Source organism: Flavobacterium psychrotolerans, from assembly GCF_003097635.1.
GTDB classification, from domain to species: domain Bacteria; phylum Bacteroidota; class Bacteroidia; order Flavobacteriales; family Flavobacteriaceae; genus Flavobacterium; species Flavobacterium psychrotolerans.
Genome location: NZ_QCZI01000001.1, coordinates 248659 through 263124, shown reverse-complemented (window position 1 = coordinate 263124; position 14466 = coordinate 248659). Strand labels below are relative to the sequence as shown.

The window sequence follows — 14466 nt, the reverse complement described above, 5'->3', positions numbered from 1 at the left end:
ATTGGATTATGATTGCCCATAGATTTTTACATAGAGATCCTTATATTTTTCCAGAACTATTTTTCGTTTTAATTTTAAAGTGGGAGTGAGGTGTCCACCTTCAATGGACCAAATATCAGGAGTTAACTCAAAACGTTTGATTTGTTCCCAATTTCCAAATTTTTGATTTAAGTGATTGATTTCTTCTTGAATCCGTTCATTTACCTTTGGGTTCGAAATGATTTCCCCATTGGTTGAACCAACAGTTATTCCATGAATTTTTCCCCAATCTTTGATGAAACTGAAATTAGGTTGTATAAAAGCGGCCGGCATTTTCTCGCCATCGCCAATAACCATAATCTGCTCAATGAAACGGGATTGTTTCATGGTGTTTTCTAGCAGTTGTGGTGCGATATATTTTCCGCCAGAGGTTTTGAACATTTCTTTCTTGCGATCCGTAATTTTCAGAAAACCTTCGTCGTCTATTAATCCAATATCTCCAGTATGAAAAAAATCATCCTTGATGACATCATTCGTTAATTTTTCGTCTTTATAATAACCCAGCATGACATTAGGGCCTTTGCAAAGAATTTCTCCATCTGCGGCAATTTTTACAATTACATTATCGATCGCTTTACCCACCGTACCCACTTTAAAACCTCTATTGCTCATACAATTAACCGAAATTACAGGAGATGTTTCGGTCAAACCATAACCTTCCATCACAGGTATTTCTGCGGCAGCAAAAATTCGGGCTAATCGGGGTTGCAAAGCCGCACTTCCGGAAACCATTAAATCTAAATTTCCGCCCAAGCCATCTTTCCATTTACTGAAAATTAACTTGCGGGCTATTTTCAATTGCAACTCGTACCCAATGCCGTTGGCTCCGTAAGGTTTATAGCGCAACCCTAAATTAATGGACCAAAAGAACAACATTTTTTTAATGCCTTTTAGTTCCGTTCCTTTTGCATATATTGAATCGTAAACTTTTTCCAAAAGTCGGGGAACGGCAGTAATTACATTCGGTTTTACTTCCTTAAGGTTATTACCAATTTTATCTATGGATTCTCCAAAATATACAGAAACACCGTAATATTGGTATAAATACAAAATCATTCTTTCAAAAATATGGCAAATGGGAAGAAAGCTCAACGCACGAGTTTTTCCGGCTTCAAAAGGGATTCTGGGAGCACTACCTATAACATTAGAAACAATATTTTTGTGGGAAAGCATGACTCCCTTAGGTTTTCCTGTTGTTCCGGAAGTATAAATAATGGTAGCTAAATCATCAGTTCTCACATTGTTTTTTCGCTCTATAACCCTGTTTTGATTGCTGAGGTCTTCACCAAGGCTCAATAATTCGGTCCAGTTTTTACAATTTGAAATTTCATCAAAAGCATATACTTCTTTTAAATGGGGAACTTTATCCTTAATCAAATTCACTTTTCTCAATACTTCAGCGTCGGAAACAAAACAATAAATAGCACCCGAATGATTTAGAATGTATTCATAATCGTCTTCAGAAATGGTGGGGTAAATGGGCACATTTTGAGCGCCAACCTGCAAAATACCAATGTCTATAATGTTCCATTCGGTTCTGTTGCTGGAGGAGATTACGGCAATTTTATCATTTACAACTACATCAAGTCTCAAAAGTGCCCTTGAAATGGCATTGGCTTTTGATATGTATTCCTCAGTAGAAGTTTTTACCCAAACACCATTGTACTTTGTTACTAAAGCATCGGGTATAGAATTGTATTTTTCTAGTTGAAAATAAGGGAAATCAAAAAGGCGAGAGATATTGGTCATTATAGGAAAGTCTTTATGTATTGCAAATTAAGTAATAAATAATTACCGAACAATTATTTAGATTGAATTCCTAATTTATTTGCGTTTTGATCCTCTTTTTAGCTCGCTTTTTTCGTTAAATTTAACTTATAGCCACAAATTTATTGTTGGAGAATTGATAATTTTGCAAAAATAAATTATAAAATGCAAAAGCACTTGCGCCTAAACGAATACAAAGTAGTTCTCTACAGAATTTCGCTCGCTTATCTTTTTTATTTCATTGCCCGGATCCTTTTTTATATTTTTAATTTCGATTTGTTAAAAGTCGATTCCATTACGGATTTACTGTCATTGTGTTACTATGGATTGGCCTTTGATACGACCGCTATTTTATATGTAAATCTGCTTTTTATTGTTTTTTCGATTCTTCCATTTTATAGAAACACGAATGCAGGCTATCAAAAATTCCTTTTCTATCTGTATTTTGGAACCAATTTAGTGGCTTATGCTACCAATTTCATTGATTTTATCTACTATAAATATACCTATGCCAGAACGACTATTGTTGCCTTGAATGTTTTGGAACATGAAACCAACAAGACGACACTTTTTCTTAGTTTTATGGTCGAATATTGGTATGTGTTTGCACTATTTGTATTGTTTTCCTCACTTTGGATTTACTTATACAAGAAGGTACTGGTTCAGGATTTACAACCTACAAAGAAACTCCATTATTTTAGTTTTTCTACTTTTGGGTTTTTGTTATTTTCCGGACTTATTATTGGAGGAATTCGTGGCGGTGATTTCAAGAAATCCACACGTCCCATAAATCTTCTGGATGCCAGTCGTCATGTCAAGAACATCGTTCATTCGGATATCGTTCTTAATACTCCTTTTGCCATTATCCGAACATTGTTTAGTAATAGTTTCATAAAAACGGATTATCCGGATGTTACTGCCAATGTTATTTTAGAAAAAGTGCAACCTATAAAACAATACCATAATAATCCTGAAACCAAACCGAATGTGGTTGTGTTAATACTGGAAAGTTATGGTAGGGAATACATTGGTTCTTTCAACAAAAATGCAAATATCCCGAATTATATTTCCCATACGCCTTTTTTAGATTCTTTGTCACAACACAGTATGATTTTTACTAATGCGTATGCCAATGGCCGCCAATCCATTCACGGAATGTCCTCAATTTTGGCTGGAATACCTGCCTTTAAAGACGCTTTTACATCCTCGCCTTACCCAAAACAAAAAATAGAATCCTTGGTTTCAACTTTAAAAAGTGAAGGCTACAACACGTCATTTTTTCATGGTGCGGCGAATGGCTCTATGGGATTTTTAGGTTTTGGAAATATTCTGGGAATTGATAAATATTATGGGAGAACGGAATTTAATGACGATTCCCAATTTGATGGATTTTGGGGAATTTGGGACGAACCATTTTTGCAGTACATGAAAAAAACATTAGACCAGAAGAAAACTCCCTTTTTTGCCACGGTTTTTACAGTGTCCTCACACGAACCTTACAACATCCCCGAAAAGTATAAAGATAGGTTTCATGAAGGCGGTGTTCCCATGCATAAATGTGTGGAATATACTGATTTTGCCTTAAAGCAATTTTTTAAAGAAGCCCAAAAAGCGCCTTGGTTTAGTAACACCATTTTTGTTTTGGTAGCAGATCATGGCAATCAAACGTTTTATGACGAATACCTAAAGCCCATCAATCGTTTTGCGGTGCCTATTATTATTTATAAACCCAATAGCAAATATGTAGGAGTTGATGATGATTTAGCACAACAAATCGACATTTATCCCACGGTTTTAGATATGATTGGGTATGAAAAACCATTTAGAAGCTGGGGAAGAAGCCTACTGGATAAAAAATCGAGTACCCCCTTTGTAATTAACTCGACAGGGAATATTTATCAATTTTCCAGAGGGAATTACATTTGTACTTTTGACGGAAAAATTGCCACGGGTTTTTATGATAAAAATGATAAAGGGTTAACAAATAATTTAATACCAAAAAGAAACCCGGAAATGAACGCTTTAGAATTGAATTGTAAGGCATTTATTCAAGATTATATGGATCGGGTTGTTGACAAAAAACTATATGCTAAATAATTTCAGTAATTTTATCAAATAATTTCAATTTATAAAAATGAAAAAGAATAAGAAGGCAATCATTTTTTCGGTACTTACCATAGTTTTAATTTTTGTCGGGAAGTATGTTTACGACATGAATATCAATCATAATTTTGAGACTATTACAGCTGGTAAAGTGTATAAATCGGGCGTTATTCCTCCCGATGAGATTGAAAGTTATGTTAAAAAATACCATATCAAGTCGATTGTTGATTTGCGTATGCCAGGTACAAATGACTTGGTTTTGAATCCAGAAAAAATGGGGGAATTGCAGGCAGAAAGAGAAGCTGTTTCAAAAATTGATGGTGTGAATTATTTTAGTAATCCATCGGAGCAGGTTCCTAACGAAAAAAATATTCAAGTTTTTACCAAAATAATGGATGACAAAGCCAATTATCCAGTTTTGATTCATTGCTATCACGGAACTGGAAGAGCAGAAATGTATTCGGCTTTATACCGAATTGAGTATGAAAATTTTACCAATGAACAAGCACGAAGCGGAGTAAGAACCCTAATAAAATGGAGTTCTTTTGATGACGGAAAGCCTAAAGGGGAGTATTTGAAGGCCTATAAAAGCAGAAAACAGTTGGCAGAGGAAAAACAATAGTTTCCATTTCAATCTAGACATAAAAAAACTCATTCATTCAGCGAATGAGTTTTTTTATGGATTTATTTTTGAACCTAAATTATTCTCGGTGTTGAAAAAATAGATTGAAAAGGCTGGAAAATTATTTTTCGACAGATTCAACATAGTCTTTAATTCGTTCTCCCTGAATGTACATCTTTAATTTATTAAAGTGAATGGAAAACTGTACCGCAGTCCAGTCCTCATTACCATCAGGGGTTAAACTCGACGTATTTTGATACCAAAGCGTATATGTGGCACTGTCAAAGCCTTTTTTGAATTTGGGCTCTCCATTTTCCTTGCATTCCATTCCCCAAACCATCGTTGTTTTGGGCTGGTCATGCAACTGAAAAATGCCTGTACCATTAGCTTTTAATTCAACAATTGGTTCTGCTCCTTTGTAGAGATAGGTTCCGGTTATGGGATAATCAATAATGGTGGTGATGTGGTGTGTGCCGTCTTTTGCATTGATTGTTGTAACTGAATTTTGGGCGACGCCGTTCATTACAAACAATAGGAATGCAATAGATAATAAATTTTTGAATTTCATTGTTTTAGCGTTTTAGTAGTGATGAACTTGGGATGAGTTGTGAGCCATTTAAAATCTAAAACAAATATAACTTTCTGTCTTTACTTTGCAAGACTTCGCATTCGATTTTATTTGCATTTGGAAAAACGAATGCATGAGGAAAGTACAATTGCCACATTTGAGCAAAGTATTTAAGGTTTTTTCCTTGAGATATTGATAGTGGTTATTCTTTTTGACTTTAAAAAAGTTAATTAAAATTCAGCATTAATTACTGTTTATAATCTGGAATATTGACTTGCAATAGAGGAAATACGATTTAGTAAATCTAATAATTATTTTATTCCACAAAAAAAGCGTTCACCATTGGCAAACGCTTTTTAAAATATAGAATAATTTCTAATTATAATTTTTCAATCCACAATCTGGCATTCACAAAGGCTTCGTGCCAAGGTGAAACTTCGTCGTTTCGGTCTTTTGGGTAATGCGCCCAGTTCCATTGAAAAGTGGAACGCTCAATGTGTGGCATCATGACTAAGTGGCGTCCGGTTGTATCGCACAACATCGCAACATCAAAATGAGAACCGTTTGGATTAGCGGGGTAGTCTTTATAGGTATATTTAGAAACAATATTGTAATTTTCTTCTCCCATTGGCAAGCTGAATTTTCCTTCCCCATGCGAAACCCAAACCCCCAAAGTACTTCCCGCTAATGAAGCTAACATCACCGAATTATTTTCTTGAATCGTTACGGATGTAAAAATACTTTCGTGTTTGTGACTGTCGTTGTGCAGCATTTTTCCGTGTACTTCATGCTCCGGGTTGATTTTTTCCAATTCCATAAGCAACTGGCAACCATTACAAATTCCAACCGATAAAGTGTCTTCCCGTTTGAAGAAATTGTCCAAGGCAGTTTTTGCTTTTTCGTTGTATAAAAATGCTCCAGCCCAACCTTTTGCAGAACCCAAAACATCCGAATTAGAGAACCCTCCGACAGCTCCAATAAACTGAATGTCTTCCAAAGTTTCGCGCCCCGAAATCAAATCAGTCATGTGCACGTCTTTTACGTCAAAACCGGCTAGATACATGGAGTTGGCCATTTCGCGTTCGGAATTGCTTCCTTTTTCACGAATAATGGCTGCTTTTGGTCTCTCGACAGCGCTCGAGATGACAGGTGCTTTACCAGTAAAGTGCGCAGGGAAAGTATAGTTTAATGCTTGGTTTTTATAATTGTCGAAACGGGCTTGAGCCGTTCCGTTTTTAGATTGTTTTTGGTCGAGTAGAAAAGAGGTTTTAAACCAAATGTCCCTGTATTTGACAATGTCTAATTTGCAAGGTCCAAAGTCTAAAGTAGCTTCATTGGTAACTGTTCCTAATTTATAGAAGGCTACATTATTTACCTTTAGTTTATTTTCAATAGCAGCATCGTCTTTGGCTTGGAAGACAATCGCAATGTTTTCGGCAAAAAGATATTTAATAATGTCTATTTCTTCAAAAACAGAGAAGTCTATTTTTGCACCCAAATTCACATCGGCAAAACACATTTCCAATAAAGTAGTAATCAAACCACCACTTCCTATATCATGTCCTGCAAGAATATTGTCTCCTAAAATTAATTCCTGAATGGTATTAAAAGCTTTTTTGAAGAAAGCCGCATTTTTTATCGTTGGTGTTTCGGTTCCAATTTTGTTCAGAACTTGTGCAAATGAAGAACCTCCCAATTTGAATTCGTCTTGCGACAAATTGATGTAATAAATAGAACCACCATCTTTTTGCAGAACAGGTTCCACCACTTTTCGAATATCAATACAGTTTCCACCAGCCGAAATAATGACCGTTCCCGGAGCGATTACTTCGTCGTTTGGATATTTTTGTTTCATCGAAAGCGAATCTTTTCCGGTTGGAATGTTGATTCCCAATTCGATGGCAAAGTCGGAACAAGCTTCAACGGCGGCGTACAAACGGGCGTCTTCTCCTTCGTTCTTGCAAGCCCACATCCAGTTGGCCGAAAGGGAAATTCCTTTCAATCCGTCTTTAATCGGAGCCCAAACAATGTTTGATAATGACTCGGCAATGGCCGTTCTTGTTCCAGCAACCGGATCAATCAAGGAAGCGATAGGAGAGTGCCCAATTGAGGTCGCAATTCCTTCTTTTCCCAAATAATCCAAGGCAACCACACCACAATTGTTCAAAGGCAATTGCAAGGGTCCGGCACATTGTTGTTTGGCTACTTTTCCGCCTACACAACGATCTACTTTGTTAGTTAACCAGTCTTTACAAGCAACGGCCTCTAATTGAAGCACTTGCTCTAGATACGTTGAAATATTTTTTACACTATATTCTAATGCAGGATAGTTGTAATGGATGGTTTTGTCGGTCATTACCGTTTTAGGAGAACTTCCGAAGAAATCTTCCAAAGCATAATCCATTGGTTTTAAACCGGTAGTTTTAGACTCGAATGTAAAACGGTGATCGGCTGTAACGTCGCCCACTTGGTACATTGGTGAACGTTCACGGTCTGCAATTTTTTGAAGTAAATCGATGTCTTTTTGACCAATAACCAATCCCATCCTTTCCTGGGATTCGTTACCAATGATTTCTTTTGCCGAAAGTGTAGGATCTCCCACGGGTAATTTGTCCAAATCGATCAAACCTCCAGTTTCTTCTACTAATTCCGAAAGACAGTTCAAATGTCCGCCCGCTCCGTGATCGTGAATGGAAACAATAGGGTTGTGATCGCTTTCTACCAAACCACGAATGGCATTGGCAGCACGTTTTTGCATTTCAGGGTTCGAACGTTGGATTGCATTCAATTCAATTCCAGAACTCATCGCTCCGGTATCAGCAGAAGAAACAGCCGCTCCACCCATTCCGATTCTATAATTTTCTCCACCAAGAATAACAATTTTGTCTCCTTCTTGTGGTTTCTTTTTGATAGCTTGGTCTAATTTTCCGTACCCAATTCCACCCGCTTGCATGATTACTTTATCGTAACCAATTTTACGGTTGTTTTCTTCATGTTCGAAAGTAAGAACGGAACCTGTAATAAGCGGTTGTCCAAATTTATTTCCAAAATCAGAAGCTCCATTTGAAGCTTTGATTAAAATATCCATTGGAGTTTGGTACAACCATTTTCTAGCTTCAACAGCATCTTCCCATGGTCTATTTTCTTCCAATCGAGAATAAGAAGTCATATAAACCGCAGTTCCTGCCATTGGCAATGAACCTTGACCTCCTGCTAAACGGTCACGAATTTCTCCTCCTGATCCTGTTGCAGCTCCGTTGAAAGGCTCTACAGTTGTTGGGAAATTGTGTGTTTCTGCTTTTAATGAAATAACTGAATCAAATTCTTTTACTTCGTAAAAATCGGGTTTGTCAGCTGTTTTTGGAGCGAATTGTTGCACTCTTGGTCCTTTTACAAAAGCTACGTTGTCTTTGTAAGCTGAAACAATATCGTTAGGGTTTTCCTGAGATGTTTTTTTGATTAATTTAAAAAGAGAAGTTTCTTTTTCTACTCCATCAATAACAAATGTTCCGTTGAAAATTTTGTGGCGACAGTGTTCTGAATTGGCTTGTGAGAAAGCGAAAATTTCAGAATCCGTTAATTTTCTACCTAATTTAGTGGCTAAATTATCTAAGTATTCTACTTCTTCAGGACTTAAAGCAAGACCTTCAGATAGGTTGTAAGCAGCGATATCATCAATGTTCAGAATGGCTTCTGGTTGAACGTTAATGGTAAAAACATCCTGATTCAACTCGGTATATTTTTGCGAAAGCATAGGGTCAAAATCATTGAAATCAGCCGTTGCTTTGTGGAATTCTTCGATACGAATGATTCCAGTAATCCCCATGTTTTGGGTAATTTCCACCGCGTTGGTACTCCATGGTGTAATCATAGTAGCGCGAGGACCAACAAAAAAATCCGTCAACACGGATTTTTCTATTTTATTGGAGTCGGCAAAAAGCCAGTTGAGTTTTGAAATGTCTTCTGTAGTAAGTTGATTGTGCGTATGTACCGCAAAAACCGTATTTGTCTGGTTTCCGAAGAAATGAATCATTGTTTTGTAGTTTGCGTTGTTGTGGTTGCAAATTTAGTTTAAAAAAGTGCAATGCGCAAAGAACCGTTATAAAGATTTTTATCAAATTACTTCGGGAAAGCGGCGCTTTGGTAAGCCCCTAAATCGGGAATTACAGTTCGTATCACGCCTAAAATATCGGTCGGGATACGGTACAAAGTATTCCCTTTTTGGAATGCCGCCGAAGTCTCGTCAATATTTAACTTGTTCTGATTTTGCTTAAAAAATTTTGGGTCTTTATTTTTAATGTTACCCGATTCCTCATTTCTTATGAAATCATATAAAATATTTTTTGCAAGTCCCGTACCAAAATCATTAAACTTGATTAAACAATTTTCAAAAGACACATTGAATGCGGCGGAAGGCTCTTTATCTAAAAATAATTCGACATTATTGCTTCCATAAATGATGCAGTTGCGGAAAATGGCTTGTACTAAATCGGCTTTTGTAATGCTTTCATCTTGATTTTTTTCATAATTGCTCACTAAGACTGAAACCTGTTTGGAGCTGTTCCAATTGTTGTTTACCGTGCAATGCGTAAACTGATAATTGCCACCCATGCTACATGCCAAACTGGCTTGCCCTGCTGTATTCAGTACTAAATTTTCTCCGGTTACGGTTGCTGTTCTTGCCAAAATTCCAATGTTGGCAGAATTGTAAATTTGTGAATTGCTAATCGATAAAGCGCTGTTTTCTAACAATAATCCAACGGTCGCATTTTTCAGGGTCAAATGATTGATGGAGCCCTGACTTCCTTCTCTCATCCAAATGGTTCCCCATTGTCCGGGAGTGTCTTCAAATTCGGGTTCTAGACGATCTCCTTCAAAAACGACCTCGTTTTCCTGAGGATTTTTACTGTCTGGCGATAAGGTTCCGCTGATATTTATAGCTGCATTGGGTTGAACAATCATTCCGGATTCCGAATGGAAATGAACTCGTGCTCCGGCATCAATTTGCAAGGTTTTTCCTTGCGGAATTCCCGCATATCCATAAATGACATACGGTTTTTTATTGGTGAAATGAAATTCATCTCCGTTGACAGGATCATTTTCGTCCAATTCAAATCCCTCAACTCTAACTTCGTCACCATTGGTATCTGTGCCTAAAAGCAGTGTTTCCTTCACCCCTTTAGCATCTTTTTTAGGAAACAGGAAATAGGCATCTTTGACTAAAGTAACCAAATTTACCTTTTGCAAATTGCTTCCCGAATCAAACTGAATTTCATCGGTATATAAAAAATCGGTTGGGTTTGCATCAGCAGCACTAGCGGTAGTTTCAATGAAAATGAAGAGACTGTCTTTGGCCAAAAGATCCACGTTATTGAATATTTTTCCGTTAACGCCAGTCATGCCATCGACCATCATTCGGTATTTAGAGTCTGATTTTTTGAATTGTATTTTTGGGATTTTAATATCCTTATTGCTTCGGTTGTATACTTTTAATGTGTAGGTACTGGAACCAATATTTGTAAAAACGGTATCCAAATAAATAGTGTCCTTTGAAAATTCTAGTTTTCCTGAACTCGCAACGGTATCAAAATCTTTCCGGCAGGAGCTCATTGATAGTACTATTCCGATAAAAAGAAAATAAATTGATTTGCGCATTGCTATTGAATTTTGGTAAAAATAGTGAAAAATGTTTATTTGGGTAATTGTTGATTTGTTTATTTGTAACGTATAAGTTTAAAAATTAGTCTTTTTTTCTGTCATCTTTCTTCCATTTTCTTCCATTCGCTTTTTTCTATTCTCGTAATAACTTATTTTTACAACAAAAACAACGTAATGGCTTTTGACAAAGATTTAATTATTGCCAAGTGTAATGAACTTTCGAAAAACACTTTAATGCAGACTTTAGAGATTGAATTTATAGATGCAGGAGAGGGTTTTCTTGTGGCAAAAATGCCCGTAAATCCTAATGTGCATCAACCCATGGGGTTGCTTCACGGAGGGGCAAGTGTTGCATTGGCAGAAAGTGTAGGTAGTGCCGCATCGATGTTGTTTGTAAATTCACACGAAAGGGAAATTCGGGGTATAGAAATTTCTGCCAATCATCTCAAAGCCAAAAGGGACGGTTTTGTAACTGCTACCGCTAGAATTATCCACAAGGGGAGGAGCATTCATCTATGGGAAATCAAAATTACAGATGAAGCCGATCAATTGATCTCGATTTGTAAATTGACGAATATGGTTTTGCCAAGAAAAAAATAGAAAAGCTATAGGTGTTTTTAATAATGCCAATCTTTAAAATAAATGAGTATGATAGATTTTTTTATTAAAGTGAAACAGCAAGAAAGACAAAATTTACCTTTCGTAATTTATAGTAAACCGAACAAAAATGCTTTAGTTGGTTTTTTTCAGAAAAATGATCATTTGTATTTCGCGGATGATTTTACGGAATCGGGTTTTGTTTTTTCTCCCTTTGATGGTAATCAAATAATACTCATTCCAAAAAATCAATCTCAAAAATGGGCTTCCCAGTTATCCACTTCAGCAGAAAAACAGCATTCAAATTTCACAGTTTCTGAAAATCATAAAGATAAGGAACATTTTAAAAATTTAGTTCAGAAGGGGATTGACTCCATTAGAAAAGGCGTTTTAAGCAAAGTGGTTTTGTCTCGAGAAGAAATTATCGATTTGCCGGGTTTTGATATTGTTTCCATTTTTGAAAAATTGGTTCGCACGTATCCAACGGCCTTTTGTTATTGTTGGTTTCATCCCAAAATTGGTTTATGGATGGGAGCCTCGCCGGAACGATTGCTAAAAGCACAGAAGAATCAATTTTACACCATGGCGTTGGCAGGTACACAAACTTTTGAAGATGATATGGAAGTTATTTGGGGAAACAAGGAAAAAGAAGAGCAGCAATTAGTGACGGATTTTATTTTAACCAATCTGAAAGACGTAACAACGGAAGTGAATGTTTCGAGTCCCTATACTTTAAAATCAGGTAATTTGTTGCACATTAAAACGGATATTGAAGGAATTGTCAACCCCGATTCCAATTTAAAGGAAATAGTTTCTATTTTGCATCCCACACCTGCAGTTTGCGGATTGCCTAAAAGAGTTGCCAAAGATTTCATTTTGCAGCATGAAGGATATGACAGAGCCTATTATACGGGTTTTTTAGGAGAATTGAATAGGAAAGTGGAACCTAAAGGAAAATTAAAATCTGATTTGTATGTTAATTTAAGATGCATGCAAATTAAGATTGCCCCGGATAATGCAACGACAAAAGTCCATTTATATATGGGCTGTGGAATAACAAAAGACAGCATTCCTGAAAACGAATGGGAAGAATCAGTCAATAAATCAATGACGATAAAAAAAATAATTGGTTAAATTATCAAGAAACATAAATATGAAATTAGATATACTTGCTTTTGGAGCTCATCCCGACGATGTAGAATTGGGATGTGGTGGAACCATTTCTAAGGAAATCACATTAGGGAAAAAAGTGGGGATTATAGATTTAACTAGGGGCGAATTGGGTACCCGAGGTTCCGCAGAAATTAGGGATCAAGAAGCCTATGCAGCGGCAAAAATATTAGGTGTTTCCGTTCGTGAGAACCTGAACATGAGGGATGGTTTTTTTGTAAATGATGAAACCCACCAACTTGCAGTTATTGAAATGATCCGGAAATACCAGCCCGAAATCGTCTTGTGCAATGCTCTTGATGATAGACATATCGACCACGAAAAAGGAAGTAAATTGGTGTCGGATGCTTGCTTTCTTTCTGGATTAATAAAAATTGAAACGGAATATGATGGTGTTAAGCAACAGGCTTGGAGGCCTAAATTAGTATACCATTATATGCAATGGAAAAATTTGGTTCCTGATTTTGTTGTTGATATTACGGGGTATAACAACAAAAGAGTGGAAGCTATTTTGGCTTACGGTTCCCAATTTTACAATCCTAATTCTAACGAACCGGAAACACTAATTGCTACAAAAAACTTTTTGGAGAGCCTAAATTATCGTGCGCAAGATTTAGGACGATTAATAGGGACTGAATATGCTGAAGGATTTAATGTAGAAAGGTATTTGGCCGTCAATAGTTTAGGGGATTTAATATAATTTTTTATAAATTTTCTTTGTAAAATAAAACTTTTGCAATACATTTGCACTCGTTAAAAATGGTGGTTGTAGCTCAGCTGGTTAGAGTATTGGTTTGTGGTGCCGAGGGTCGCCGGTTCGAACCCGGTCAGCCACCCAAAAACGCAAAAGCTTCGAAGTAATTCGAAGCTTTTTTTGTTAGTACCATTTCTAGTTTGGGACAAGTAGTATTTTACCTGCCAGATTTATCCACTACGGGACGATTTTCTCGATTAGCTAATTCCCATGCTGTTGCAAAAGCCAATTGAGCTCTTTTTGCCAAAGCATCAAATTCTATTTTCTCTACTTTGTCCGTTGATTTATGGTAATCGGCATGCACGCCGTTAAAAAAGAATACCGATGGAATTCCGTTTTTAGCAAAGTTATAATGATCCGAACGATAATAGAAACGATTCGGATCATTTCGGTCATTGTATTTATAATCTAAATTTAAATGAACATAGTTTTTGTTAGCTGCTTCACAAATGTTGTACAAATCTGTCGATAGATAGTCGGAACCAATCAGGTAAACATAATTATTGGAGTTGGCATGTGCTTCATCCCGACGTCCTATCATGTCAATATTGATGTCTGTAATAGTATTGGTTAAAGGGAACAAAGGATTTTCAGTATAATAGCGGGAGCCATGAAGCCCGTGTTCTTCACCAGTCATGTGAAGGAATAGGATGGAGCGTTTGGAGCCATGACCTTCTTTTTTGGCTTGTTCAAAAGCTTGAGCAATTTCAAGCAGCGCCACAGTTCCTGAACCGTCATCATCGGCACCATTATAAATTTTGCCATCTGTTATTCCTACATGATCATAATGGGCTGAAATAACTATAATCTCATTTGGTTTTTCCGAGCCTTCAATGAATGCCCAAATATTTTCAGAATCGGGTAAATTCTCGTTATTTCGGGCATTCAAATATGCCGCAGGAATTTTTTGATAATAGCTTTTTGCCCCTTTTGGGAAAGGAATTTTGTTATTTTTATACTGGCTAATAAGATATTCGCCTGCTAATTTCTGTCCTTTTGAGCCTGTATCCCGACCTTCCATTTCATCGGATGCTACAATATAGAGATGTGTTTTTAACTCATTGGGCGTTATGGTATTCATGTATGTGGAAAGATCAGAAGACGCTATGCTAGATTTTTTAACCGTGCAGCCGATGCTTAAAACGGATAATAAACTCAATAAGATTATTTTTTTCATTCGATTCATTT

At 36.6% G+C, this 14466-nt stretch carries 10 protein-coding genes and 1 tRNA gene; 6 read left to right on the top strand and 5 right to left on the bottom strand.

What is annotated here, in order from left to right:
- Nucleotides 1-6: 6 nt before the first annotated feature.
- A complete protein-coding gene (locus tag DB895_RS01200; protein ID WP_116723511.1) occupies nt 7-1788 on the bottom strand; it encodes an AMP-dependent synthetase/ligase in 1782 nt (593 codons plus the stop codon).
- 183 nt (nt 1789-1971) lie between these two features.
- On the opposite strand from DB895_RS01200, the gene DB895_RS01195 reads away from it, so the two are divergent.
- Both DB895_RS01195 and DB895_RS01190 read left to right on the top strand, forming a co-directional pair.
- Entirely contained in the window at nt 1972-3903 is a 1932-nt protein-coding gene (locus DB895_RS01195) for an LTA synthase family protein (RefSeq protein WP_116723510.1), read from the top strand.
- Nucleotides 3904-3940: 37 nt separating this feature from the next.
- Complete coding sequence (locus DB895_RS01190) at nt 3941-4531, top strand: dual specificity protein phosphatase family protein (protein WP_116723509.1); 591 nt, start codon at nt 3941-3943, stop codon at nt 4529-4531.
- Nucleotides 4532-4652: 121 nt separating this feature from the next.
- On the opposite strand, the gene DB895_RS01185 is transcribed toward DB895_RS01190, so the two are convergent.
- From DB895_RS01185 to DB895_RS01175, 3 genes are all read right to left on the bottom strand, one after another.
- Nucleotides 4653-5099, bottom strand: coding sequence for a hypothetical protein (locus tag DB895_RS01185; RefSeq protein ID WP_133242632.1), 447 nt, complete (start codon nt 5097-5099; stop codon nt 4653-4655).
- A 379-nt stretch (nt 5100-5478) separates the two neighbouring features.
- On the bottom strand, nt 5479-9132 hold the full coding sequence (purL, locus tag DB895_RS01180) for a phosphoribosylformylglycinamidine synthase (protein ID WP_116723507.1): 3654 nt from the start codon (nt 9130-9132) through the stop codon (nt 5479-5481).
- An 86-nt stretch (nt 9133-9218) separates the two neighbouring features.
- Nucleotides 9219-10754, bottom strand: a complete 1536-nt coding sequence (locus DB895_RS01175) for a right-handed parallel beta-helix repeat-containing protein (RefSeq protein ID WP_116723506.1) — start codon at nt 10752-10754, stop codon at nt 9219-9221.
- Nucleotides 10755-10931: 177 nt separating this feature from the next.
- On the opposite strand from DB895_RS01175, the gene DB895_RS01170 reads away from it, so the two are divergent.
- The 4 genes from DB895_RS01170 (at nt 10932) to DB895_RS01155 (ending at nt 13360) form a co-directional block, all read left to right on the top strand.
- Nucleotides 10932-11357 (top strand): PaaI family thioesterase, encoded by a 426-nt coding sequence (locus DB895_RS01170; protein ID WP_116723505.1) that lies wholly within the window; start codon nt 10932-10934, stop codon nt 11355-11357.
- Between the two features lie 48 nt (nt 11358-11405).
- Nucleotides 11406-12488: an isochorismate synthase gene (locus tag DB895_RS01165; RefSeq protein ID WP_116723504.1), complete on the top strand. Its 1083-nt coding sequence runs from the start codon at nt 11406-11408 to the stop codon at nt 12486-12488.
- Between the two features lie 19 nt (nt 12489-12507).
- Nucleotides 12508-13224: a bacillithiol biosynthesis deacetylase BshB1 gene (bshB1, locus tag DB895_RS01160; protein ID WP_116723503.1), complete on the top strand. Its 717-nt coding sequence runs from the start codon at nt 12508-12510 to the stop codon at nt 13222-13224.
- Between the two features lie 62 nt (nt 13225-13286).
- Nucleotides 13287-13360, top strand: a tRNA-His gene (locus DB895_RS01155).
- 75 nt (nt 13361-13435) lie between these two features.
- On the opposite strand, the gene DB895_RS01150 is transcribed toward DB895_RS01155, so the two are convergent.
- Entirely contained in the window at nt 13436-14455 is a 1020-nt protein-coding gene (locus DB895_RS01150) for a M28 family metallopeptidase (protein WP_116723502.1), read from the bottom strand.
- Between the last annotated feature and the right edge of the window lie 11 nt (nt 14456-14466).

Excerpts from the sequence above, each read along its gene's own strand:
- DB895_RS01200 (WP_116723511.1), bottom strand. The coding sequence starts at position 1,788 with ATGACCAATATCTCTCGCCTTTTTGATTTCCCTTATTTTCAACTAGAA.
- DB895_RS01195 (WP_116723510.1), top strand. The coding sequence starts at position 1,972 with ATGCAAAAGCACTTGCGCCTAAACGAATACAAAGTAGTTCTCTACAGA.
- DB895_RS01190 (WP_116723509.1), top strand. The coding sequence starts at position 3,941 with ATGAAAAAGAATAAGAAGGCAATCATTTTTTCGGTACTTACCATAGTT.
- DB895_RS01185 (WP_133242632.1), bottom strand. The coding sequence starts at position 5,099 with ATGAAATTCAAAAATTTATTATCTATTGCATTCCTATTGTTTGTAATG.
- purL (WP_116723507.1), bottom strand. The coding sequence starts at position 9,132 with ATGATTCATTTCTTCGGAAACCAGACAAATACGGTTTTTGCGGTACAT.
- DB895_RS01175 (WP_116723506.1), bottom strand. The coding sequence starts at position 10,754 with ATGCGCAAATCAATTTATTTTCTTTTTATCGGAATAGTACTATCAATG.
- DB895_RS01170 (WP_116723505.1), top strand. The coding sequence starts at position 10,932 with ATGGCTTTTGACAAAGATTTAATTATTGCCAAGTGTAATGAACTTTCG.
- DB895_RS01165 (WP_116723504.1), top strand. The coding sequence starts at position 11,406 with ATGATAGATTTTTTTATTAAAGTGAAACAGCAAGAAAGACAAAATTTA.
- bshB1 (WP_116723503.1), top strand. The coding sequence starts at position 12,508 with ATGAAATTAGATATACTTGCTTTTGGAGCTCATCCCGACGATGTAGAA.
- DB895_RS01150 (WP_116723502.1), bottom strand. The coding sequence starts at position 14,455 with ATGAAAAAAATAATCTTATTGAGTTTATTATCCGTTTTAAGCATCGGC.